Raw genomic sequence first — 21,519 nt, forward strand, 5'->3', positions numbered from 1 at the left:
GTCGACCCGCTGACGATGATCGTGATCAGCGGTAACAGCCAACAGTCCGCATATGCGGGCCATACCCGTTTTGGAGTCACCCAAGTCCATCCGTGAATCCATGCTGTTGCTTTGGCCCTGCCTGATCTTCACGGCGGGGTGTGCGCAAGCACGTCCGCAGCTCGCGCAGGCGTCGCAGGCGCAGGCCTGTCAGCCGGCACAGGCCGAGGCTGCCGATGCGATGGTGGACAAGCTCGATGACTGGCCGGCAGTCGACCGCTTCTTCAAGGCATACCGTCAGTGCGATGACGGCTATATCGCCGAGGGCAGCTCCGACGCCATTGCGCAACTGCTGGCCAGGCAATGGGACACCTTGCCGAATTTGCAGGCACTGATCCGGCAGGAGCCGGCGCTGCGCTCCTTCGTGCTGTGCCAAATCAACACCACGCTGGATTCCGATGAGCTGGATCGGATCAAGCGCAACGCCACGGAGTCTTGCCCATCGGACGGGGCCTCGTTGTGTGCCGATTTGCGGCTGACTGCGGAGCATGCCTCGAAGTAGGTGTTGAATCAGGTCGCGAGAAGGCCGCCATACAGGCAGTTTTTTCATTTGTGCCTGAGTTTTCTTCTCACGAGAGCCATTGGCGCCCGTCTGGGTGGAGTGTTCTTCGTGTGGATGGATCGAAGGGAGGGGGGGGGGCTGGAATGCCGCAGCGCTATCGACGGTGCGCATGAAATTACGCTGTCGCTGACCAAACATGAAGTGCTAAATTGAAGCTGTGACGGAGGTTGAAGAATCACAGGTGGTCGCGCTTTGACTCCACCTCTTTCACTGCTCGCCCTGAGCATAGACCCGAAGGGCCAAATTCAAAGATGCGTAGGGGTTGGGCGTTGCGGTTTACTCGGTATGGTGACAGGGACTGGCTAGGGGAAAAGGGTGACAGGGGGAAAGTCTGGCTTGGTTCATGGCGGCAGTCATGCTGCTCGTTCTTCGTGGCCTGCTGTCGTGGGTCGACGTCAATCGGGCATCAAGCTTGCGATAGCGTCGGTGCGAAAAGTCCGGGCCGCATGTTGTCGTGACACACCCTGTCAGGACGCAGCAGCAGACTCGGTCCCGCGCGTAACCAAAGCGGGATGGCAATGAGCGAGCCCGATCACGAAAAGCTGGCCTCCAGGCTGGCCAGCATCCTGTTGAAACTCAACCAGGGCGAGTCCTTCAGTCCCCAGGAATTGGCGGACGAGTTCCGCGTGGGCGAACGCACGATCTATCGCGACCTCAACCGCCTCAATGGCATCGCCGAACGTTCGTCGGACGGCAAATACCGGATCGTTCCTGAATACCAGGGCAAGCTGCGCCCCAAGGATCTGGAAACCTTCGCCAGACTCGTGGGCGTGGAGGACTTGTTCCCGCAGAACAGCTCCCGCTTCCTCATAGCCTTGCTCGACACCTTGAGCCAGAGCAGCTTTCTCATCCGGGGCCACCACTACGAAAAGCTGAAGCCGCACGACGCGCAGTTCCAGCAACTCGACAAGGCCATCCGCGACGGCAAGCGCTGCACCCTGACTTACGCGGACAAGCGGCGCACGCTGGAACCCTATCGTCTCGTCAACAACAAGGGCATCTGGTATCTCGCCGCCACGGATGAGGGGCGGCTCAAGTCCTTCTCGCTGAGTCGCATCAGTTTGTTGGTGGTCGGCGACGACTGCTTCGAACCTCGCGCCGACGTCCAGCGGCAGATCGAGGAAGAGGACGACGTCTGGTTCGGCGAGGAGAAGACCGAAGTCTTGCTGAGCATCGCGCCGCAGGTTGCCTACTACTTCAAGCGGCGCAAGCTGCTGCCGCTACAGGTCATCGATAAGGATCTGGAGAACGGCGGGCTGATCGTCAGCAGTCGTGTCAGTGACGCGAACCAGATATTGCCGTTGGTGCGGTACTGGATTCCGCATGTGCGGGTTTTGGAGCCGGGGTGGTTGAGGGATCGGTTAGAAAGTGATATTCGAGTTTTCTTGGCCTAAAAGCAAGTGTACAAAATATTCATCGGTGAGCAATCGCTCGGTCTCGTTTTGCAAATTGTGAAAGGTTGTGAATTTATGACGGATGGCAGGCTAGGGCATTGCTCGGCATGTTTCAAAAAGACATGGCATCGTCTGGAGCAGAAAAATGTCCTTAGGCGCAATGTGTATCAGTGCATGGGATTGGATTGTGGCCACTACACGCTACTTTGTCGTGTGCCAGAGTGTCATAATTTTGCGATGGGTCATTCAAAAGGGCACAAAACAAGGAAGGATGGATCATTCATTGATCGATTTAAGGATGGCTGGCATTCCGAATTTTGTGCTGAACATGATGGGACTATCGGGTCATTTGAACGACTTGGTGACAAGTTGAATGATATTTCAGACTTTAGATCATTATTCGATGGCCGAAAAACGAATTTCGTTAAGGCGGCGACAATAACTTCGGCAGTCATTGGTGGCGTTGTCGTGATTGGTTTGACGGCGGGCGCCGCTGCTCCGGAAATTGCCGCGATTTTAGGTAACGCGGGTCTTCTCGGGGCTGCGTCTACTGGAACTGCGATCTCTACGCTTTCCGGTGCGGCTTTGACCAGTGCTTCGCTTTCGGCGATAGGGTCAGGCGGAGTTCTACTTATTACTGCATCGGGTGCAGCTTTGGGCGGCACGCTTGGCGGCGTAGTATCTTCTAAGTATGCGGGTGAAATTAAAGACTTTAATATCATTAAGGAGGCGGGCGATTGTAATAATTCAGTTCTATTCGTGAATGGATTTCTTAATCAAGCTCAAGATAATCTTGACGATTGGCGTGATGGTGCTGGTCGAATTTTTAAAGGATACACTTTATATCTCGCGACGTGGGAGTCAAAAACGCTTGCCTCATTGGGCGGGCTGTTTGCGGGCGGGGCAAGTAAGGCGGCACTGTCGGGTGTTGCTATCAAGGCGGCCAGTCGAGCGACAAAAAAAGCCGCTGGTAAGTTCAATCCCCTCGGTGCCGCAACAATTGCCGCGGATGTCATCGGGAATGATTGGCATACCGCAATGGTAAAGGCTGCCATGACGGGTGTACTACTGGCTGATATAATGTCTCGAACTCCAGAAAAACAATACACACTTGTTGGGCATTCTCTTGGTTGCAGGGTCATTTACTATGCGCTTGAGGCGCTTTCAACACGTGCAGCTAAGCCTGTCATCAGGGATGTCATCCTGCTCGGCGGGGCAGTTGGCGCTGATGACGAGCTGGGTTGGCGGAAAGCGACGGAAGCTGTGTCCGGGAAAATTTATAATTGCTTTTCAGGGCGTGATGGTGTGTTGAGTTTGGCTTATAAAGGAGCCAACGCACTCTCTAGTGATCCGATTGGGCTTCGTCCTATATCGTATCAGACGCAAAAAATCGTAAATTTTGATTGTACTGAATTTATTGGCGGGCATACGGAGTGGAAACCCAAATTTGATATGGTGTTGAGTGGTCTCGAAAAGACATATTTGTTCAACCAATCATTGAATGAGGATTGATGGCTTCGGTCGACGATTTCAAAAAATAAAGCAAAAATTTTTGCTTTGCTGGCGCGCTTGGCGACAAGGTCTGTGTAGCTTTTAAAAAGCTAAAGTCTAGCTTGCAGCGGCTAGACTTTAGTTGAGTTCATGCTGTCCAAGCTGGTTATTTACGATGTAGAAAGCCAAACTTCGCCGTCAATGTCTCTATCTTGGTGGCTATGCGGTGAGCTGTCGGCCCTTCACCGCATTTTGGGCAGCTTGGCAGAATATGCACTACATCGCTGGATGAGATGAGCGTGTGTTTCCATCCGCAATGGGTGCAGAAAAAGGTTATGGGTGGTGCGCGAAAAGGCACGGTCAGTTCTCCGAGTGGTACATGCGTGCCGAATTGCTTCTCGACGTCGTGGGTGTCTTTCGACGTGCGTTGCCAACCATAATCAAACTACTGGATAGGCGATGTAGCCAAAGTCGTCTTCACCACCGCGCATCATCAGGTCAATGACGTTGGGCAACAGCACGCCAAGGATGGCCGCTCCTTCCTTCACCTGCGCCCGATTGGTGGTTCCGCCCCAGGTGGCACTACCATGGATCAACTGGTTGCGCAGTACATAAAGCCGATCCAGCAGGATGGAGAGCAGAGTGGCGGTGTCTTTCTCCATCAGAGCGCGCAGCGCGAGCTTGCGGCTGGCGGCGAAGGAGGTTTCCCAAGCGCCGTCGGATTCGTGGTTGCGCATGGCGCGCCAGAACGGCTCGAATACGAAGCGGTTGTCGATCAGCGTGCGGATCGGCCCGCTGAACTGGTGGAACAGCGCGTCGTGCAGGCGCTGCTCGCCATCCAGTCGCAGCAGGCGGTCGATGAACTGGCGCACCTGATCGCGCTCCTTCTGTTCGAATCCGAATTCGCTGGCGTAGGCCGCATTGAAGGCGATCCAGAGGAAGATGTAGCGGGCGTCCTGATCTTCCTTTTCCTGTTCCGCACGTGCCAGCCAGCTGATGGCGCGATGAATGCGCATGCGTAGGGCTTCCGGTTGACCATCGCGTACCTGACGATGTTGTTCCTTGAGTGTCCTGGCGTCCATGGATTTCCCCTGTGCTTCGATTTGCCACGCCGGATTGCCGTGTGTAGCCGCGCTGGCGGTTTCATCGTATCGGAGGCGGCAGGGAGATGGGTAGGTGGTTGCAGAAGGGTTCGGTAGTTTTGGCCGGAATTTTTTTCCAAGGCTGACATGACCTGTCAATGCCGCCCTTTAAGCTGGTTTCCATGGGCATCTCGAAGACCTCCGTCGCTCCAGCGGAAGCTGGAGCCCAGTGCCTTCAAAGCAAAAGCATTGATAAGCAACGGCACTGGATTCCTGCTTTCGCAGGAATGACGAGTAAAAAGGGGGGGTATTCGAGGTTCCCCATGGGAAGGGGCGACGTTCGACGCCGGCCTTTTCCCGGCCCAGGCAACCTCAAAGGAGTACGGCAATGTTCAAGTTCATTGGTGCGGCGGTGGTGTACGGCTTTGCGATTTTCGGCCTGTCGAAGTACCTCGACAGCGTGAATTCCAGTGAGTCCGGGGCCGCGGAGTAAGGACAGTGGCGTTTTATCGACAGGGAAATGTACTGCTTTGCCAAGTGGATGCCTTGCCCGATGGAGCACTTCGTGTGCCTGCAGAGGGGTGCATCGTGCTTCCCTTTGGCGAGGTCGCTGGTCATGCGCATACGGTCGATGCGAATCATGCCGAGGAGTATGTGTCGTCGGACTCGCACGGCGAGCGGAGGCATTTGCGGGTGTTGAAGCCCGCTTCGCTGATGCATGAAGCGCATGCCGCGGTTTCGTTGTCGCCGGGTATCTACGAGATCGTGCGGCTACGGAAATATGCGCCCGGTGACATCAGTCCCGCTGCGGGCTGATGTTTATGCCGCTTCCTTGCACAAGGCTGCGATTGTGAGGTGGGCATCATTGGTCTGTCGGAAAAGCAAAGGCCGCCATTTTGGCGGCCTTTGCTTTTGGTGCGTGGAGCAACCTGATCAGCCGCCGCGCGAGGCGCGCTTGCGATCGTTCTCGGTCAGGTGCTTCTTGCGCAGGCGGATTTCCTTCGGGGTGACTTCGACCAGTTCGTCGTCGTCGATGAAGTCCAGTGCCTGCTCCAGCGAGAACTTGGTCGCCGGAGTCAGCTGGATCGCGTCGTCCTTGCCGGAGGCGCGCATGTTGGTCAGCGGCTTGGGCTTGATCACGTTGACGGTGAGATCGTTGTCCTTGGCGTGGATGCCGACCAGCTGGCCTTCATACACGTTGTCGCCTTCGGCGGCGAACAGCTTGCCGCGCTCCTGCAACGGTCCGAGCGAGTAGGCCGGGGTGGTGCCGCCGGCGTTGGCGATCATCACGCCGTTGGCGCGCTTGGCGATCTGGCCGTCTTCCTTCGGACCGTAGTGGTCGAACACGTGGAACAGCAGGCCCGAGCCCTGGGTCAGGGTCTTGAACTGGTTCTGGAAGCCGATCAGGCCACGCGCCGGGATCATGTATTCCAGGCGCACGCGACCCTTGCCGTCGGGCTCCATGTTCTTCAGCTGGCCCTTGCGGATGCCGATGCGCTCCATCACCGGGCCCTGGTGGATTTCTTCCACGTCGATCACCAGTTGCTCGATCGGCTCCATCTTCTTGCCGTCGATTTCCTTGATGATGACTTCGGGGCGCGACACGGCCAGCTCGTAACCTTCACGGCGCATGTTCTCGATCAGCACCGACAGGTGCAGCTCGCCGCGGCCGGAAACCAGGAACTTGTCGGCATCCGAACCCTGCTCGACCTTCAGCGCCACGTTGTGCACCTGCTCGCGGTCCAGGCGGTCCTTCAGCTGGCGGCTGGTGAGGAACTTGCCGCCGGAGAGATCCTTGTTGCCGGCGAACGGCGAATTGTTCACCTGGAAGGTCATGCTGATGGTCGGCTCGTCCACGGTCAGCGCGGGCAGCGCTTCGGGCGTGTCCAGCGCGCAGACGGTATCGGAAATGGTCAGGTCGGCAATGCCCGAGATGGCCACGATGTCGCCGGCCTCGGCGCTGTCCTGCTCGATCCGCTCCAGGCCCAGGAAGCCCAGCACCTGCATGATCTTGCCCTGGCGCTTCTTGCCATTGCGATCGATCACCGCGACCGGCATGCCTTTCTTCATGGTGCCGCGCTGGATGCGACCGATGCCGATCACGCCGACGAAGCTGTTGTAGTCGAGCTGGCTGATGCGCATCTGGAACGGGCCCTCGGGGTCCACGTCCGGCTTGCTCACGTGCTTCATGATCGCTTCGTACAGCGGGGTCATGTCGCCTTCGCGCACGTTTTCGTCCAGGCCGGCATAGCCGTTCAGGGCCGAGGCGTAGACGATCGGGAAGTCCATCTGCTCCGGCGTGGCGCCGAGACGGTCGAACAGGTCCCACACCTGTTCCACCACCCACTCGGGGCGCGAGCCGGGGCGGTCGACCTTGTTGATCACCACGATCGGCTTGAAGCCCATCGCGAACGCCTTCTGCGTCACGAAACGGGTCTGCGGCATCGGGCCGTCCATCGCGTCGACCAGGATCAGCACGGTGTCGACCATCGACAGCACGCGCTCCACTTCGCCACCGAAGTCGGCATGTCCCGGGGTGTCGACGATGTTGATGCGGTTGCCCTGCCAGGTGATGGCGGTGTTCTTGGCCAGGATGGTGATACCGCGTTCCTTTTCCTGGTCGTTCGAATCCATCACGCGCTCGGCCAGCACCGTTCGCTCGGCCAGCGTGCCGGACTGCTTGAGCAGGCAGTCGACGAGGGTGGTCTTGCCATGGTCGACGTGGGCGACGATGGCGATATTGCGCAAGTTTTCGATGGACATGGGAAAAGGACCCGGGCGGCCTGTGAGCCGTCTCGCTGAGTTTTGACGAGGGTGAATCGGTCAATTATACGGACTTGTGCGGCAATCTGCCCGATTCACGTCACGATGGCGTGACGGGGCCTCGTGAAGGCCTGCCGGCCGATCGTGCCCGGGGAGCATAAATCGGCTCTGAAGCGTTATCCTTGGCAGCTGTTGTGCCGGCGCTGCCCGGTGCGTTTCCAGCCCCCAGCAAGGATTCCCGATGACCATCAACGTCACCATGCAAACCGGCCGCGGCCCGATCCACCTGCGTTTGCACGAGGACAAGGCCCCGGTGACGGTGGCCAGTTTCGTCAACCTGGCCAAGCGTGGCTATTACGACGGCCTGTCGTTCCACCGCGTGATTGCCGACTTCATGGTCCAGGGCGGTTGCCCGCAGGGCACGGGCACCGGCGGCCCGGGTTACAAGTTCGAGGACGAGTTCCACGCCTCGCTGCGACACGACAAGCCGGGCGTGCTGTCGATGGCCAATGCCGGTCCGCGCACCAACGGCAGCCAGTTCTTCATCACCCATGGCGCCACGCCGTGGCTGGACGGCAAGCACAGCGTGTTCGGCGAAGTGGTCGGCGCGGAAGACCAGGCCGTGGTCGATGCGATCCGCCAGGGCGACGCCATCGAGAAGGTGACCGTGGAAGGCGACGTGGATGCGTTGCTGGCCGCGCAGGCCGACCGCGTGCAGGAATGGAACAAGGTGCTGGACGCACGCGGCTGAGCCAGGTTCGTTCCGTCCCGCGGCCGCCGGTCGCGGGGCGGGGTGCGGCAGTGAAGGGAGAATCCATGCGAGTTCGTCTTGAAGATGTGGCGCGCGAGGCGGGTGTTTCGCCCAAGACGGTGTCACGCGTGCTCAACGACGAGGCCAACGTCAAGGACGAGACCCGCAAGCGCGTGCTGGCCGCCATGGAAGCGATGGACTACCACCCGCATCCTTCGGCACGCAGTCTGGCGGGCAATCGCTCGTTCCTGGTGGCGATGCTGTACGACAACAACGACAACCCCACCTCGTCCTACCTGGCCGAAATCCAGGACGGCGTGCTGGAAGCCTGTGACGAACACCACTACAGCATGATGGTGCGCCCGTTGCGCATCGGCGGCAGCGATTTCATCAGTCGCGTCGATGCGCTGATCTCGCATCATCATCCCGATGGCGTGGTGCTGACCCCGCCGATCACCGATTACGCACCGTTGCTGAAGCGCCTGAGCGAGCGCGAAGTGCCCAATGCCTGCGTGTCGCCGATGAAGCATCGCGGCCGCATTGGCGTATTCATGGACGAACGCGAGGCGGCGCGGGCGATGGTGGAACACCTTGTTTCGCTGGGCCACACACGAATTGCCCATGTGCTGGGCATTGCCAGCCATGGTGCCAGCCGCTGGCGCCTGGCCGGTTATCGCGACGCGCTGGCCGCTGCCGGCCTGCGTGAAGACCCGGCGTTGATCGTGCAAGGGGCCTTTACCTTCGGTTCCGGCGTGACGGCGGCGCGCGAATTGCTGGCACTCAAGAAAAAGCGCCCGACCGCCGTGTTCGCGGCCAATGACGACATGGCCGCCGGCGTGATGTGGGTAGCGGGCGAGTATGGCCTCAAGGTGCCGCGCGACCTGTCCGTCTGCGGTTTCGACGACACCCCGTTGGCCAGCCAGTTGTGGCCGGCGCTGAGCACGGTTCGCCAACCCAGCCGGGAGATGGGGCGGGTCGCCGCCATGCAGTTGCTGGATACCCTGCGTGGCCGCGGTCCGGGGAAACTGGTGCAGGTGCCGTATTCGCTGGAATTGCGCGATTCGACGACAACCGCACCCTGAAACGCTGTTCCACGTCTCCGCATGGCCGATTTGGGAATATTCCGAGCGCAACGCCGTCGCGCTTGTGCTAAACCGGTCCCGGTCCGTCCGAAAGCCATGGTTATGCCATCGCTGCCGTCGTGGAGGCGGCCATCCGGGGGAGTCGTCACGAGCGTGGCGCCCGGGGTCGGACGGTTCGACTCATTTCAATGACCTACATGGAGTATGGCGATGTCCTTTCTCAATGATTTGATTGGCGGTGCGCAAGGCAACGCAGCGGGCGGCGGTTCACTGCTTTCAGTGGCGGGTGAACTGATCCAGAAGGCGGGTGGTGTCCAGGGCCTGGTCGGCATGTTGCAGCAGCACGGGCTGGGCGAAGCGGTGCAGTCGTGGGTTGGCACCGGCTCCAACCAGCCGGTGTCCGGTGACCAGCTGGGGCAGGCGCTGCAGAACGGCGGCCTGGGTTCGGTGGTGCAGGAAGCGGCCGGCAAGCTCGGCGTCGACCCGAGCCAGCTGATGGGCCAGCTTTCGCAGATTCTTCCGCACGCGGTGGACCACCTCACCCCGGATGGCCAGGTGCCGGCCCAGGGGCAGGGTGGCGGTCTGAATCTGGGCGCGCTGGAAGGCCTGGCCGGCAAGCTGTTCGGCGGCGCGGGCGCCTGATCCACATTGAGGCGCACCGGCGGAGCGAGGTGCTCCGCCGGTGCGTACGACCTTACGAAGTGGCGTTGCGCTTGAACACGGCGTGATAGATCACCAGCAGGATGATCGCGCCGACGATCGATGCAATGAAATGCATGAGACCGGTAGCCGGCCACCAGCCGAGCCGTTCACCCACCCAGGTGGCGAGCACCGAGCCGATGATGCCGAGGATGGCGGTGATGATGAAGCCGCCCGGATCCTTCCCGGGGGTAATGAGCTTGGCAATGATGCCAACGACCAGACCGACGATGAATACCCAGAGCCAATGCATGTCCGTGTGTCCTCTTGCGGGTGAGTAGTACAGGTCCCCTTCGGTGGTGGGCGCCGCCTCCTGCGTGCCCCATGCCGCTGCCCCTTCCCCTGCCGATACCGGCGTGACGCGGCGGGCGGCAACGCCATCATGCAATGGGCGGGCGGCCATTGCATCCCCCGGAGTCCGCATTTTTCGGAACGCGGGCTTGCTGCGAGGCGGCCGGGGGCTTTGAAGCCGGCTCTGGCCGGTGGGGTTCCGGCTTCGACTTATGTCGCGAATATCGGATGCCGCAGCGCCGCATGCTAAAATTCCGCGGTTTTTCGGCTTCGTTCACGATCCCGGCTCCCCTGCGTTTCAGGGAGGCTGCGCCTCGTTCCACATGGTTCAAGAGGAAGTCATGCCCCAGCTTGCCCAGCGTGTCGGTCGCGCCAAGCCCAGCGCGATCATGGTGATTGCCGCGAAAGCGAAGCAGCTCAAGGCTGCCGGCCGCGACATCATCAGCTTTTCCATCGGTGTACCGAATTTCCTGCCCGGCGAGCACGTATACGCCGCCGCGCGCGAGGCGCTGGCTCATGATTCCGGCCAGTACGGCAGCAACCGTGGCGCGGAGCCGCTGCTGGATGCGTTCCTGAAGCACATCGAGGCGCTGGGTTTTTCCGGGTACGGCCACGCCAACCTGTCGATCGGCATCGGCGCCAAGCAGGTGCTGTACAACCTGTGCGAGGCATTGCTGGACGAGGGCGACGAGATCGCCTTTGCCGCACCGTACTGGACCACCTATCGCGACATCGCCGACATCGTGGGCGCCAAGGCCAACGTGCTGCATTGCGGCCCGGAACAGAACTACAAGTTGACGCCTGCGCAACTCGACGCCGCGTTGGCGCGCAAGCCGCGGGTGTTCCTGTTCAACAATCCGTCCAATCCGACCGGCATGGTCTACACGCGCGACGAGATCGCCGCGCTGGCCGCGGTGCTGGTAAAGCATCCGGACACCTGGATCATCACCGACGACATCTACAACGCGATGGTGTTCGACGGCATCGGTTACCACAATTTCGTGTTTGCCCAGCCGGAGCTGCGCGAGCGGCTGATCTTCGTCGATTCGGTCTCCAAGACCTACGGCATGCCGGGTTGGCGCGTGGGCCTGATGGCTGGCCCGGAATCGGTGGCCAAGGCGGTCACCACGCTCAATTCCAACCACATTACCAGCGTGCCGGAAGTGATCACCGCCGCGGCCGTGGCGGCCTTCAGCGGCCCGCAGGACATATCGCAGGCCAAGTGCATCGAATTCGCCGAGCGACGAGACACCGTGGTTGCTGCGCTCAACGCGATTCCCGGTGTCAGCTGCCCGCGTCCGCAGGGCGCGTTCTATGCCTTCCCGGATATTTCCGTGGCGTTTGGCAAGAGCCATGGCGGCACGAAGATTTCCAATGACGTGGAGCTCTGCGCCGCGCTGCTGGAAGCCAAGGGCGTGGCTTGCGTCCCCGGTTCGGCCTTTGGCGAGCCGCGCGCGCTGCGCATTTCCTACACGTGTCCGGCCGCACAATTGCAGCCTGGCCTGGACCGCATCGCGGAGTTTTTTGCCGAACTGAATTGAATCCGTGAATCGGGAATGGGTGCCGGGCGATCCTGCCCGGCCCGCGTTTCCGGTTCCTTTTTCCCGATCCCCATTCCCGGAGATGAGATGATGAAAGCCCCCGTTCGAGTTGCCGTTACCGGTGCCGCCGGCCAGATTGGTTACGCCTTGTTGTTCCGCATTGCCTCGGGCGACATGCTCGGTCCCGACCAGCCGGTGATCCTGCACCTGCTCGAGATCACCCCGGCGCTGCCCGCGCTGCAGGGCGTGGTGATGGAGTTGAACGATTGCGCGTTCCCGACCCTCGCCGGCATCGTTGCCACCGACGATCTGAACGTGGCTTTCAAGGACGTGGATTACGCGCTGCTGGTCGGCGCCCGTCCGCGCGGCCCGGGCATGGAGCGCAAGGATCTGCTGGAAGCCAACGGAGCCATCTTCGGCCCGCAGGGCAAGGCACTGAACGACCACGCCAAGCGTGACGTCAAGGTGCTGGTGGTCGGCAACCCGGCCAACACCAACGCGCTGATCGCCCAGCAGAACGCGCCGGACCTCGATCCGAAGTGCTTCACCGCGATGGTGCGCCTGGACCATAACCGCGCGATGAGCCAGCTGGCCGAGAAGACCGGCAAGCACAACACCGACGTCAAGAAGATGACCATCTGGGGCAACCACAGCTCCACCCAGTATCCGGACCTGCACCACGCCACCGTGGACGGCAAGCCGGCGCTGTCGTTGGTCGACCAGGCTTGGTACGAGAGCGATTTCATCCCCACCGTGCAGCAGCGCGGCGCCGCCATCATCAAGGCGCGTGGTGCCTCGTCGGCCGCCTCCGCCGCTTCGGCCGCGATCGACCACATGCGCAGCTGGGCGCTGGGTACGGCCGAGGGTGACTGGGTCTCGATGGGCATCCCGTCCGACGGTTCCTACGGCATCGCCCCGGGCGTGATCTTCGGTTACCCGGTGACGGTGAAGAACGGCAAGTACGCCATCGTGCAGGGTCTGGAGATCAACGCGTTCTCGCAGGCGCGCATCGACGCGACCCAAAAGGAACTGCGCGAAGAGCGTGCGGGCGTCGAGCACCTGTTCGCGAAGTAAGCAAGCACGACGCACCTGGTTGAAAGGGAAGGGCGGCTTCGGCCGCCCTTCTTGTGTCCGGCGTGGCGATGGCCCGGTTTTTTCTGGTCGTCGTCCCGGCGCAGGCCGGGGCCCAGCAACGATCGCGTGTGTTCGAGCTATGCGGTTGCTGGATGCCAGCTTGTGGATAGGGTGTTTTGCTGAGTTGTGGTCAAAGCGGTGTCGTTCAATCCTTCGTCGCTTGGATATCATCCAACGCCTCGCGCAGATAGGCGAACAGGCTTGCGTCCACCATGCTGCCGCTGCGCAGATCCGGCTCCCTCGCGTAGGCCTCGCGAATACGCGCATGGGTGGCCGGGTCGTCGCCGGCGTAAGCGCGGAACAACGTCATCCAGCGTTGCGCCAGCTGCCGTACGTGGGGGGAGTCGACGGGGACCGCGGCGTCCATCGCTTTGCGCAAGTCTGCAATCAGTGGCGGCCACTCGTACATCTGACGACCGTAGTTCGCGCGTAGAAATTCCATCTCTGGCTCGCTTAGATAGCGCGCGAACAGCGTCAGTCTCGCAGCCACGACCGCCTTCTCCACGAAGCATTCCAGCGCTTCGGTAATGCCGCTGCGCTGGCGGGCCTGTGGTTCTTGTTCGTTGACTGCGCGCAGGCGCATCAAAAAATCCGCGTTGCGCCCGGTGTCGCGGCCAAGCATTTCCATCCAGCGCAGGGCGAGCATGTCCACGTCCGGGTCACCTGGTTGGGCGCCGCGATCCATCGCCGCCTGCAAGGTGGCGACCAGGGCACTCCATTGCGCCTGTGTGCCGGGGTCGGTGAGCAGCGGCAGTTCTTTCAGTTCCTCGGGCGAAAAATATTTCTCGTACATCGTCATCAGCTCCAGCGTGTCCAGCCAATCGGCCAGGTCGGGGGGCTGTCCGGACGCGAGTTGCGCGCGCAAGGCGAGCAGTTGCTGGCGCAGGCGCGTGGCCTGTGTCAGTTCGCGATCCAGTTGCGTGATCTGCTTGTCGATCACCTCGGCCAACGGTGCCTGTGGTCCGGACAGGGCGATTCCGATGTCGGTCAGCGACAGACCGAGCTGACGCAGCGCCTGGATGCGATGCAGGCGCTCGACGTTCGCGCGGTCATAAAGCCGATAACCGGCAGCGGAACGTACCGAAGGCTTCAGCAGATTGATGGCGTCGTAATGGTGCAGGGTGCGAACGGTAAGCCCGCAACGCTTCGCCAGTTCGCCGACAGTGAGCTGCATGATGGTTCTCCTTGGGTGCGTGGCGACCACTCTGCGGGCTGACGTTGCGTGAGGGTCAAGCAGGGCGAGGAATTCAGGCGTAACGTTTACGACCATTGTCGTGCTGCCGCCACGAGAGCGCGAGGCTAGTCTTGGGCAGGGATTTCAAGCGGAGGCGGGGTCATGGATTACGAGTCGTTCTATCGACAGTCGATCGAGCAACCGGAGGCGTTCTGGGCCGAGCAGGCGCAGCGTATTCATTGGGAGACGCCGCCGACGCAGATTCTCGATCAGTCCAACCCGCCATTCCGTCGCTGGTTCGTCGGTGGTACCACCAACCTCTGCTACAACGCGGTGGATCGGCACCTGGCCGAGCGCGCGGAGCAACTCGCGCTGGTGGCGATTTCCAGCGAGACCGGGGTGACCCGCGAGTTCAGCTATCGCCAGTTGCATCGCGAAGTGAACACGTTTGCCGCGGTGCTGCAGGCGCTGGATGTGGGCAAGGGTGATCGCGTGGTGATCTACCTGCCGAATATCGCCGAGGCGGTGTTCGCGATGCTGGCGTGCGCGCGTATCGGCGCAATCCACTCGGTGGTGTTCGGTGGTTTCGCCGCGCACAACCTGGCGCTGCGCATCGATGACGCGCAGCCGAAGCTGCTGATCGCCGCTGATGCCGGTATGCGCGGCGGCAAGGTGATTCCGTACAAGCCGCTGGTGGATGCGGCCCTGAACGAGGCCTCGGCGCCGCCACCGCGGGTGCTGCTGGTCGACCGCGGACTCGATCCGCAGATGATTCGCGTGCCGAAGCGCGACGTGGATTACGCCGAACTGCGCGCAAAGCACGAAACCGCCGAGGTGCCGGTGGTGTGGCTGGAATCGAACGAGCCCAGCTATCTGCTGTATACCTCGGGCACCACTGGCAAGCCGAAAGGCGTACAGCGCGACACCGGCGGTTATGCGGTGGCGATGGCGTTGTCGATCCGCACCGTGTTCGACATCGCGCCGGGTCAGGTGATGTTCTCCACCTCGGATGTGGGTTGGGCGGTGGGGCATTCCTACAACGTTTACGGACCGCTGATCGGTGGCGCGACCTCGTTGCTGTACGAAGGCCTGCCGACGCGACCGGATCCCGGGGTGTGGTGGCAGTTGTGCGAGCAGTACGGCGTACGCACGATGTTCTCCTCGCCCACGGCGATTCGCGTGTTGAAGAAGCAGGACGCGCATTGGCTGAAAGACCACGACCTGTCGGCGCTGAAGTGGCTGTTCCTGGCCGGAGAGCCGCTGGACGAGCCGACCGCGCAATGGATCACCGATGCGCTGGGCGTGCCGGTGATCGACAACTACTGGCAGACCGAGACCGGTTGGCCGGCGATCACGCTGATGCCCGGGCTGGACCTGAAGCCGACGAAGATCGGCTCTCCCGGCCTGCCGGCGCCGGGTTATCGCATGAAGGTGATCGATGAAGGTACCGGCAAGGAGGTGCCGGCAGGCAGCAAGGGCGTACTGGTGCTGGAGCCGCCGTTGCCGCCGGGTTGCCTCAGCACGATCTGGCGCGATGACGACCGCTACGTGTACAGCTACTTCAGCCACTTCCGCGAACTGCTGTACAGCTCGCTGGACTGGGCGATCCGCGACGCGGACGGCTACACCTTCATCCTTGGACGCACCGACGACGTGATCAACGTGGCCGGGCATCGACTGGGCACGCGCGAAATCGAGGAGTCCGTCGCCGGCCATCCGGCGGTGGCCGAGGCGGCGGTGATCGGCGTGAAGGATGCCATCAAGGGCCAGGTGCCGATCGTGTTCGCTACCTTGAAGCAGGACGCAGGGGTTGCAGCCGACGCGGCGCGCGGCATGCAGCAATGCGTGGTGGATCAATTGGGCGGGGTGGCGAAGCCGTCGCGTGTATATGTAGTGAATGCGTTGCCGAAGACACGCTCGGGCAAGCTGCTGCGCCGGTCATTGCAAGCGCTGGCGGAGCAGCGCGATCCGGGGGACTTGTCCACGCTGGATGATCCGTCGGCGCTGGACGAGATCCGCCGGGCGCTGGCGCGCGGGCCGGATCAGGGGAGTTGAGGCGGCCTTCCAGTGTCTAAGGCATTCAGGCGGACGTTGCCACCCATCGGTGAATCCCTCTCCCGCTAGGAGAGGGAACCGACCTGCAGGCGCTGAAGCGCCTGCGGAACAGCGAAGCTGGCCCCAAAGGGGTGAGCGCCAAGGGTGGCGCGAATCCAGGCGGGTGATGGTTCGGGCGAAGCGTAACCTCCCGCTTCGGCCGTACCCTCACCCCAACCCCCTCTCACCCACAAGGGGACTCCCGTTGGTCGCCGGCGGGAGAGGGCTTGAGAACCTCAGGCCGTAGCGGTGTCCGCCACCGGTGCCGACGTGCGGATCAGATGATCGAACGCGGCCAGTGCAGCGGTGGAGCCGGCGCCCATCGCAATCACGATCTGCTTGTACGGCACGGTGGTGGCGTCACCGGCGGCGAACACGCCGGGTAGCGAGGTCTGGCCGCGATCGTTGATCACGATTTCGCCGCGTGGCGACAGCTCCAGCGCGCCCTTCAGCCATTCGGTGTTCGGCAACAGGCCGATCTGCACGAAGATGCCTTCCAGTTCCACGCTGTGCATCACGCCATCGGTGCGGTCCTTGTAGACCAGTCCGTTGACCTTCTGGCCATCGCCGAGCACTTCGGTGCTCTGGGCGCTGACGATGATGTCGACGTTGGGCAGGCTGCGCAGCTTGCGCTGCAGGACTTCGTCCGCGCGCAGCTTGCTGTCGAACTCGACCAGGGTGACGTGGGCGACGATGCCGGCCAGGTCGATGGCCGCCTCGACGCCGGAGTTGCCGCCGCCGATCACCGCCACGCGCTTGCCCTTGAACAGCGGGCCGTCGCAATGCGGGCAATAGGCCACGCCCTTGTTGCGGTATTCGTTTTCACCGGGCACGCCCATCTGCCGCCAGCGCGCGCCAGTGGAGAGGATCACCGTTTTCGCGCTGAGGCTCGCGCCGTTTTCGAGTTGTACCTCGACCAGGCCGCTGGCCGATTCGCTGGCGGGCACCAGCTTGGTCGCACGCTGCAGGTTCATCACGTCCACGTCGTATGCGTGCACGTGCTGTTCCAGCGCGGCGCCCAGCTTGGGGCCTTCGGTGTAGTCGACCGAAATGAAGTTCTCGATGCCCATGGTATCGAGCACCTGACCACCGAATCGCTCGGCTGCCACGCCGGTGCGAATGCCTTTGCGTGCGGCGTAGATCGCCGCGGCCGCGCCGGCCGGACCGCCGCCGACGACGAGTACGTCGAACGCGTCCTTAGTCTTGATCTTCTCGGCTTCGCGTGCCGCGCTGCCGGTGTCGATCTTGGCCAGGATCTGCTCCAGGCTCATGCGGCCCTGGTCGAACACTTCGCCGTTCAAGTAGACGGTGGGCACCGACATGATCTGGCGGGACTCGACTTCGTCCTGGTACAGCGCGCCATCGATGGCGACGTGCTTGATGTTGGGGTTGAGTACGCTCATCAGGTTCAGTGCCTGCACCACGTCGGGGCAGTTCTGGCACGACAGCGAGAAATAGGTTTCGAAGCGGAACTCGCCATCCAGATTGCGCACCTGTTCGATGGTCTCGGTCGCCGCCTTGGACGGATGCCCGCCGACCTGCAGCAGGGCCAGTACCAGCGAGGTGAACTCGTGGCCCATCGGGATGCCGGCGAAACGCACGCTGATGTCGGTGCCGAGGCGGTTGATGGCGAACGAGGGCTTGCGCGCTTCGCTGTCGTCGCGGCGTAGGCTGATCTTGTCCGACAGCGCGGCAATCTCGTGCAGCAGGCCGTCCAGTTCGCGCGACTTGTCGCCATCATCCAGTGCGGCGACCAGCTCGATCGGCTGCACCAGCTTTTCCAGGTAGGCCTGCAATTGGGTTTTGAGGGTTTCGTCGAGCATGGCGAACACTCCAGTGATGGATGCGTGGAAATCGAAAGATGGTGAGACGCTTGTGGGAGCGGCCTGCGCCTGCGGGGGAGGGGGCGGCAGGCGGGGGAGCGATGCCGGGCGCAAGCCGCTGGCACAAACATCCTTTGGGTGGGTGGAATCGCGGTACTCGTCATTCCAGCGAAAGCTGGAATCCAGCGCCTTTGTCACGTGGCGTAAAGTCACTGGATCCCAGCTTTCGCTGGGATGACGCGAATCGGGGAATCCGGGCGCTGCAACGCCCGGTTCCGTTACCGCGGGTAAATCAGATCTTGCCGACCAGGTCCAGCGACGGAGCCAGGGTCTTCTCGCCTTCCTTCCACTTCGCCGGACACACTTCGTTCGGGTGGGCGGCGACGTACTGCGCGGCCTTGACCTTGCGCAGCAGCTCGGACGCGTCACGGCCGATGCCGCCGGCGTTGACTTCGACGATCTGGATCTTGCCTTCCGGATCGATCACGAAGGTGCCGCGATCGGCCAGGCCGGCTTCCTCGATCATCACGCCGAAGTTGCGGGTGATCGCACCGGTCGGGTCGCCGACCATGGTGTACTGGATCTTCTTGATCGCGTCGGAGGTGTCATGCCACGCCTTGTGCGAGAAGTGCGTGTCGGTCGAGACGCTGTAGATCTCCACGCCCAGCTTCTGGAACTCGGCATAGTTGTCAGCCAGGTCTTCCAGCTCGGTCGGGCAGACGAAGGTGAAGTCGGCCGGGTAGAAGAACACGACGGACCACTTGCCCTTCAGGCTGGCTTCGGTCACTTCGAGGAATTGGCCATTCTTGAAAGCCTGGGCCTTGAACGGCTTGATTTCGGTGTTGATCAAAGACACTGCGGATCTCCGTGTGGTGGGTGGTTGATGGTTCAATTGTAGGGATCTGAATCGATACGTCCAATTGATTGTTGGGATGATGTGCATTGATGCAGGCTATCGATGGCCTGCGTGCCACCGCAGGTATCCGGCTTGGCCGGGCGGACGGACACATCGTGCGAACCCCGGGGCAGGCGCGCATTCCATGAACTGGGGCCATCATCGGCACGGACAAGTGCGGCAATGCGAATCGACGTGCGGCGATGCGCCTCAGTCGCGTCGCGCCGGCATGGTGCCGGCATAGTTCGCGCGGGGGCGGATCAATCCACCATTTTCCTGTTGCTCCAGTGCATGCGCCAGCCAGCCGGCCATGCGCCCGGCGGCAAACAGCGACAACGCCGCATCCGCGCCCAAGGCGTACACCGAGGCAATCGCCGCCAGCGCGAAATCCAGGCTGGGCGCGCGGCCATCGTTGTCGTTGACGGCATCGACCAGGCGCTGGATGCGCGCCGATTCGGCGGGGCGCGGGCGCGAGTCGGCCAGCATGCGCAGCAGCAGTGCTGCGCGCGGATCGCCGTCCGGATACAGCGGGTGGCCAAAGCCGGGAAGCTCTTCGCCACGGCGCAGGCGTTCGCGCACATAACCGGCAGGGTCGCGTTCGAGCAGGGTTTGCTGGATCAGCGCGTGGGCGCGCGCGGTGGCACCGCCGTGTTGCGGGCCGGATAGCGCCGCCAGGCCGGCACAGGCCGCCGCGTGCAGGCTGGCGCCGGTCGAAGCGGCCACGCGTGTGGCGAACGCGGAGGCGTTGAGTTCGTGGTCGGCGCACAGCACCAGCGCGGCGCGGACCAACCCGGGCAGGCGCGGGTCGTCGCGCTTCCAGTGATCGGCGATGAGTTGATGGATCGGTTGCCGGCCGGGCTGCACGGCGCAGAGCAGGGCGGCGGTTTCGCGCAGCAGGCGGGCGGCGCCGATACGGCGTTGGGCGGCGTCGGTGCTGTGCGGGTGGGGTGCCGTCAAGGCCAGCAATGGCAGCGATGCCATGGTGCGTTCCAGCGGTGACAGGTCGGCCTGCCGCAACAAGGTAGCCACGGGTTTGGGCCAGGTGGACGGCGGCGAAATGGCGAACGGATCGTCGTCGGCGCTTTCCCACAGCAGTCGTGCAACGTCTTCCAGGCTGGCACCGGAGTCGGCCAGTTCGATGGCCGAACGGCCCCGGTAATACTGACCATGCGGGCGGATCAGCGAGATCCGTGTTTCCAGTACCGGCAATCCCCAGGTCAGGCTGTGTGCGGCACCTTGCGCCGCGCCGCGCCCTGCCTGGCGCAATTCGATCAGGTGCTCGACATCCTCGGCGCGATATTCGCGACTGCGTCCATCCGGGCCGGGGCGCGAATCGATCTTGCCGCGGCTGACGTAGGCGTACAGCGTGGCCAGGCTGACGCCGAGTCGGGCCGCGGCGATTCGTGCGGAAAGGTAGTCCGTATGCATGAGTGACATATTGATCGATGGGATCAAGATTGATCAATATGTTCGTCGGCGGCACAGTAGGGTCCGCTTTCATCGATGCAGGTGTGCGATGTGCGTTTTTCGCGGCGGTGGCCGGGTTTGCCGGGACCCGTATCGGGCCGAAACGCTTCGTGCACCGCGGCATGGCCGGATGGGCGCATCGCCTACAATAGAACGTTTCGGAGAATGATCATGTCCCCACGCGACTCCGCCGGCGCCCGTTTCCGCGGCGCCCTATCCGCCGAGCAGCCGCTGCAGGTGATCGGCGCGATCACCGCCTACGCCGGCCTGATGGCCAAGCGCGTTGGCTACCAGGCGTTGTATCTCTCCGGCGGCGGCGTGGCCGCCAATTCGCTGGGCATGCCGGACCTGGGCATCAGCACGATGGAAGACGTGCTCACCGACGCGCGCCGCATCGTCGACGCCACCGGCTTGCCGTTGCTGGTGGATATCGATACCGGCTGGGGCGGCGCCTTCAACATCGCGCGCACCATCCGCAATTTCGAACGCATCGGCGTGGCTGCGGTACACATGGAGGACCAGGTCGGCCAGAAGCGCTGCGGCCATCGTCCCGGCAAGGAAGTGGTGTCGAAGGAGGAAATGGTCGATCGCGTGAAGGCCGCGGTCGATGCACGTACCGATCCGGGCTTCGTCATCATGGCGCGCACCGACGCCGCGGCAGTGGAGGGCATCGACGCGGCGATCGAGCGCGCGGTGGCTTATGTGGACGCCGGTGCCGACATGATCTTCCCGGAAGCGATGAAGACGCTGGACGACTACCGCAAGTTCAAGGCGGCGGTGAAAGTGCCGATTCTCGCCAACCTCACCGAATTCGGCTCCACGCCGTTCTTCACCACCGACGAACTGCGTTCGGCCAACGTGGACATCGCGCTGTACTGCTGCGGCGCCTATCGCGCCATGAACAAGGCGGCGCTGAACTTCTACGAGACGGTGCGCCGCGAAGGCACGCAGAAGAACATCATCGATACGCTGCAGACGCGCGAAGAGCTGTATGACTTCCTGGGTTATCACGCCTACGAAGACAAGCTGGACGCCTTGTTCAATCAGAAAGGCTGACCCTCTTTCGTAGGAGCTCGCTTGCGGGCGATGCCTTTGCTTTCAACAGGCGTCAGAGCAAAAGCATCGCCCGCGAGCGGGCTCCTACAAAAATCAAGCGGGCACCCGCAAAAATTCAGAAGTACTCTTCCGCACCCTGGAGATGTCCCATGAGCGAGCAAACCCTTCCCAAGGCCAAGAA

The 21,519-nt window shown here is 62.2% G+C and carries 18 protein-coding genes; 11 read left to right on the forward strand and 7 right to left on the reverse strand.

The genetic code is table 11. The features are described from left to right. The first annotated feature begins 100 nt into the window (after window positions 1-100). The 3 genes from BMY90_RS15845 (at window position 101) to BMY90_RS15855 (ending at window position 3,507) form a co-directional block, all read left to right on the forward strand. Window positions 101-541, forward strand: coding sequence for a hypothetical protein (locus tag BMY90_RS15845; RefSeq protein ID WP_245735067.1), 441 nt, complete (start codon window positions 101-103; stop codon window positions 539-541). Window positions 542-1,119: 578 nt separating this feature from the next. Continuing rightward, window positions 1,120-1,995: a helix-turn-helix transcriptional regulator gene (locus BMY90_RS15850; RefSeq protein WP_092705155.1), complete on the forward strand. Its 876-nt coding sequence runs from the start codon at window positions 1,120-1,122 to the stop codon at window positions 1,993-1,995. Between the two features lie 6 nt (window positions 1,996-2,001). Then, on the forward strand, window positions 2,002-3,507 hold the full coding sequence (locus BMY90_RS15855) for a DUF726 domain-containing protein (RefSeq protein ID WP_139201776.1): 1,506 nt from the start codon (window positions 2,002-2,004) through the stop codon (window positions 3,505-3,507). A gap of 419 nt (window positions 3,508-3,926) precedes the next feature. On the opposite strand, the gene BMY90_RS15860 is transcribed toward BMY90_RS15855, so the two are convergent. Beyond that, window positions 3,927-4,727, reverse strand: coding sequence for a HEPN domain-containing protein (locus BMY90_RS15860; RefSeq protein WP_245735068.1), 801 nt, complete (start codon window positions 4,725-4,727; stop codon window positions 3,927-3,929). Window positions 4,728-5,066: 339 nt separating this feature from the next. Between BMY90_RS15860 and BMY90_RS15865 the strand changes: the two genes are divergently transcribed. Beyond that, the gene (locus BMY90_RS15865) at window positions 5,067-5,384 is read left to right on the forward strand and encodes a hypothetical protein (RefSeq protein ID WP_139201777.1); all 318 of its coding nucleotides are present in this window, start codon (window positions 5,067-5,069) and stop codon (window positions 5,382-5,384) included. 117 nt (window positions 5,385-5,501) lie between these two features. On the opposite strand, the gene typA is transcribed toward BMY90_RS15865, so the two are convergent. After that, a complete protein-coding gene (gene typA, locus BMY90_RS15870; protein WP_008210154.1) occupies window positions 5,502-7,331 on the reverse strand; it encodes a translational GTPase TypA in 1,830 nt (609 codons plus the stop codon). 241 nt (window positions 7,332-7,572) lie between these two features. On the opposite strand from typA, the gene BMY90_RS15875 reads away from it, so the two are divergent. From BMY90_RS15875 to BMY90_RS15885, 3 genes are all read left to right on the forward strand, one after another. Then, entirely contained in the window at window positions 7,573-8,082 is a 510-nt protein-coding gene (locus BMY90_RS15875; protein ID WP_092705159.1) for a peptidylprolyl isomerase, read from the forward strand. Window positions 8,083-8,147: 65 nt separating this feature from the next. Further along, entirely contained in the window at window positions 8,148-9,164 is a 1,017-nt protein-coding gene (locus BMY90_RS15880) for a LacI family DNA-binding transcriptional regulator (RefSeq protein WP_037099190.1), read from the forward strand. 210 nt (window positions 9,165-9,374) lie between these two features. After that, entirely contained in the window at window positions 9,375-9,806 is a 432-nt protein-coding gene (locus tag BMY90_RS15885; protein WP_008210157.1) for a YidB family protein, read from the forward strand. Window positions 9,807-9,858: 52 nt separating this feature from the next. Here BMY90_RS15885 and BMY90_RS17470 read toward each other — a convergent pair whose 3' ends face one another. After that, window positions 9,859-10,266 carry a GlsB/YeaQ/YmgE family stress response membrane protein gene (locus BMY90_RS17470; protein ID WP_245735069.1) on the reverse strand — a complete coding sequence of 136 codons (408 nt, stop codon included), beginning with the start codon at window positions 10,264-10,266 and terminating at the stop codon, window positions 9,859-9,861. 229 nt (window positions 10,267-10,495) lie between these two features. Here BMY90_RS17470 and BMY90_RS15895 point away from each other — a divergent pair, with 229 nt between their 5' ends. Both BMY90_RS15895 and BMY90_RS15900 read left to right on the forward strand, forming a co-directional pair. After that, window positions 10,496-11,695, forward strand: a complete 1,200-nt coding sequence (locus tag BMY90_RS15895) for an aminotransferase class I/II-fold pyridoxal phosphate-dependent enzyme (protein WP_092705170.1) — start codon at window positions 10,496-10,498, stop codon at window positions 11,693-11,695. A gap of 90 nt (window positions 11,696-11,785) precedes the next feature. After that, window positions 11,786-12,769, forward strand: coding sequence for a malate dehydrogenase (locus tag BMY90_RS15900; protein ID WP_092705171.1), 984 nt, complete (start codon window positions 11,786-11,788; stop codon window positions 12,767-12,769). Window positions 12,770-12,974: 205 nt separating this feature from the next. On the opposite strand, the gene BMY90_RS15905 is transcribed toward BMY90_RS15900, so the two are convergent. Further along, the gene (locus tag BMY90_RS15905; protein ID WP_092705160.1) at window positions 12,975-14,003 is read right to left on the reverse strand and encodes a MerR family transcriptional regulator; all 1,029 of its coding nucleotides are present in this window, start codon (window positions 14,001-14,003) and stop codon (window positions 12,975-12,977) included. Window positions 14,004-14,165: 162 nt separating this feature from the next. On the opposite strand from BMY90_RS15905, the gene prpE reads away from it, so the two are divergent. Further along, window positions 14,166-16,058: a propionate--CoA ligase gene (gene prpE, locus BMY90_RS15910; protein ID WP_092705161.1), complete on the forward strand. Its 1,893-nt coding sequence runs from the start codon at window positions 14,166-14,168 to the stop codon at window positions 16,056-16,058. 275 nt (window positions 16,059-16,333) lie between these two features. Here the strand turns inward: prpE and ahpF are convergent, their stop codons facing one another. The 3 genes from ahpF to BMY90_RS15925 all read right to left on the reverse strand — a co-directional run bounded on the left by ahpF (window position 16,334) and on the right by BMY90_RS15925 (window position 20,243). Further along, on the reverse strand, window positions 16,334-17,920 hold the full coding sequence (gene ahpF, locus BMY90_RS15915; protein WP_092705172.1) for an alkyl hydroperoxide reductase subunit F: 1,587 nt from the start codon (window positions 17,918-17,920) through the stop codon (window positions 16,334-16,336). A gap of 292 nt (window positions 17,921-18,212) precedes the next feature. Continuing rightward, window positions 18,213-18,776, reverse strand: coding sequence for an alkyl hydroperoxide reductase subunit C (gene ahpC, locus BMY90_RS15920; RefSeq protein ID WP_092705162.1), 564 nt, complete (start codon window positions 18,774-18,776; stop codon window positions 18,213-18,215). Window positions 18,777-19,025: 249 nt separating this feature from the next. Continuing rightward, window positions 19,026-20,243 (reverse strand): citrate synthase family protein, encoded by a 1,218-nt coding sequence (locus BMY90_RS15925; protein ID WP_245735070.1) that lies wholly within the window; start codon window positions 20,241-20,243, stop codon window positions 19,026-19,028. A gap of 210 nt (window positions 20,244-20,453) precedes the next feature. On the opposite strand from BMY90_RS15925, the gene prpB reads away from it, so the two are divergent. After that, window positions 20,454-21,338: a methylisocitrate lyase gene (gene prpB, locus BMY90_RS15930; protein ID WP_092705173.1), complete on the forward strand. Its 885-nt coding sequence runs from the start codon at window positions 20,454-20,456 to the stop codon at window positions 21,336-21,338. The last annotated feature ends 181 nt before the right edge of the window (window positions 21,339-21,519 follow it).

The organism is Rhodanobacter glycinis, from assembly GCF_900114325.1.
GTDB classification, from domain to species: Bacteria; Pseudomonadota; Gammaproteobacteria; order Xanthomonadales; family Rhodanobacteraceae; genus Rhodanobacter_A; species Rhodanobacter_A glycinis.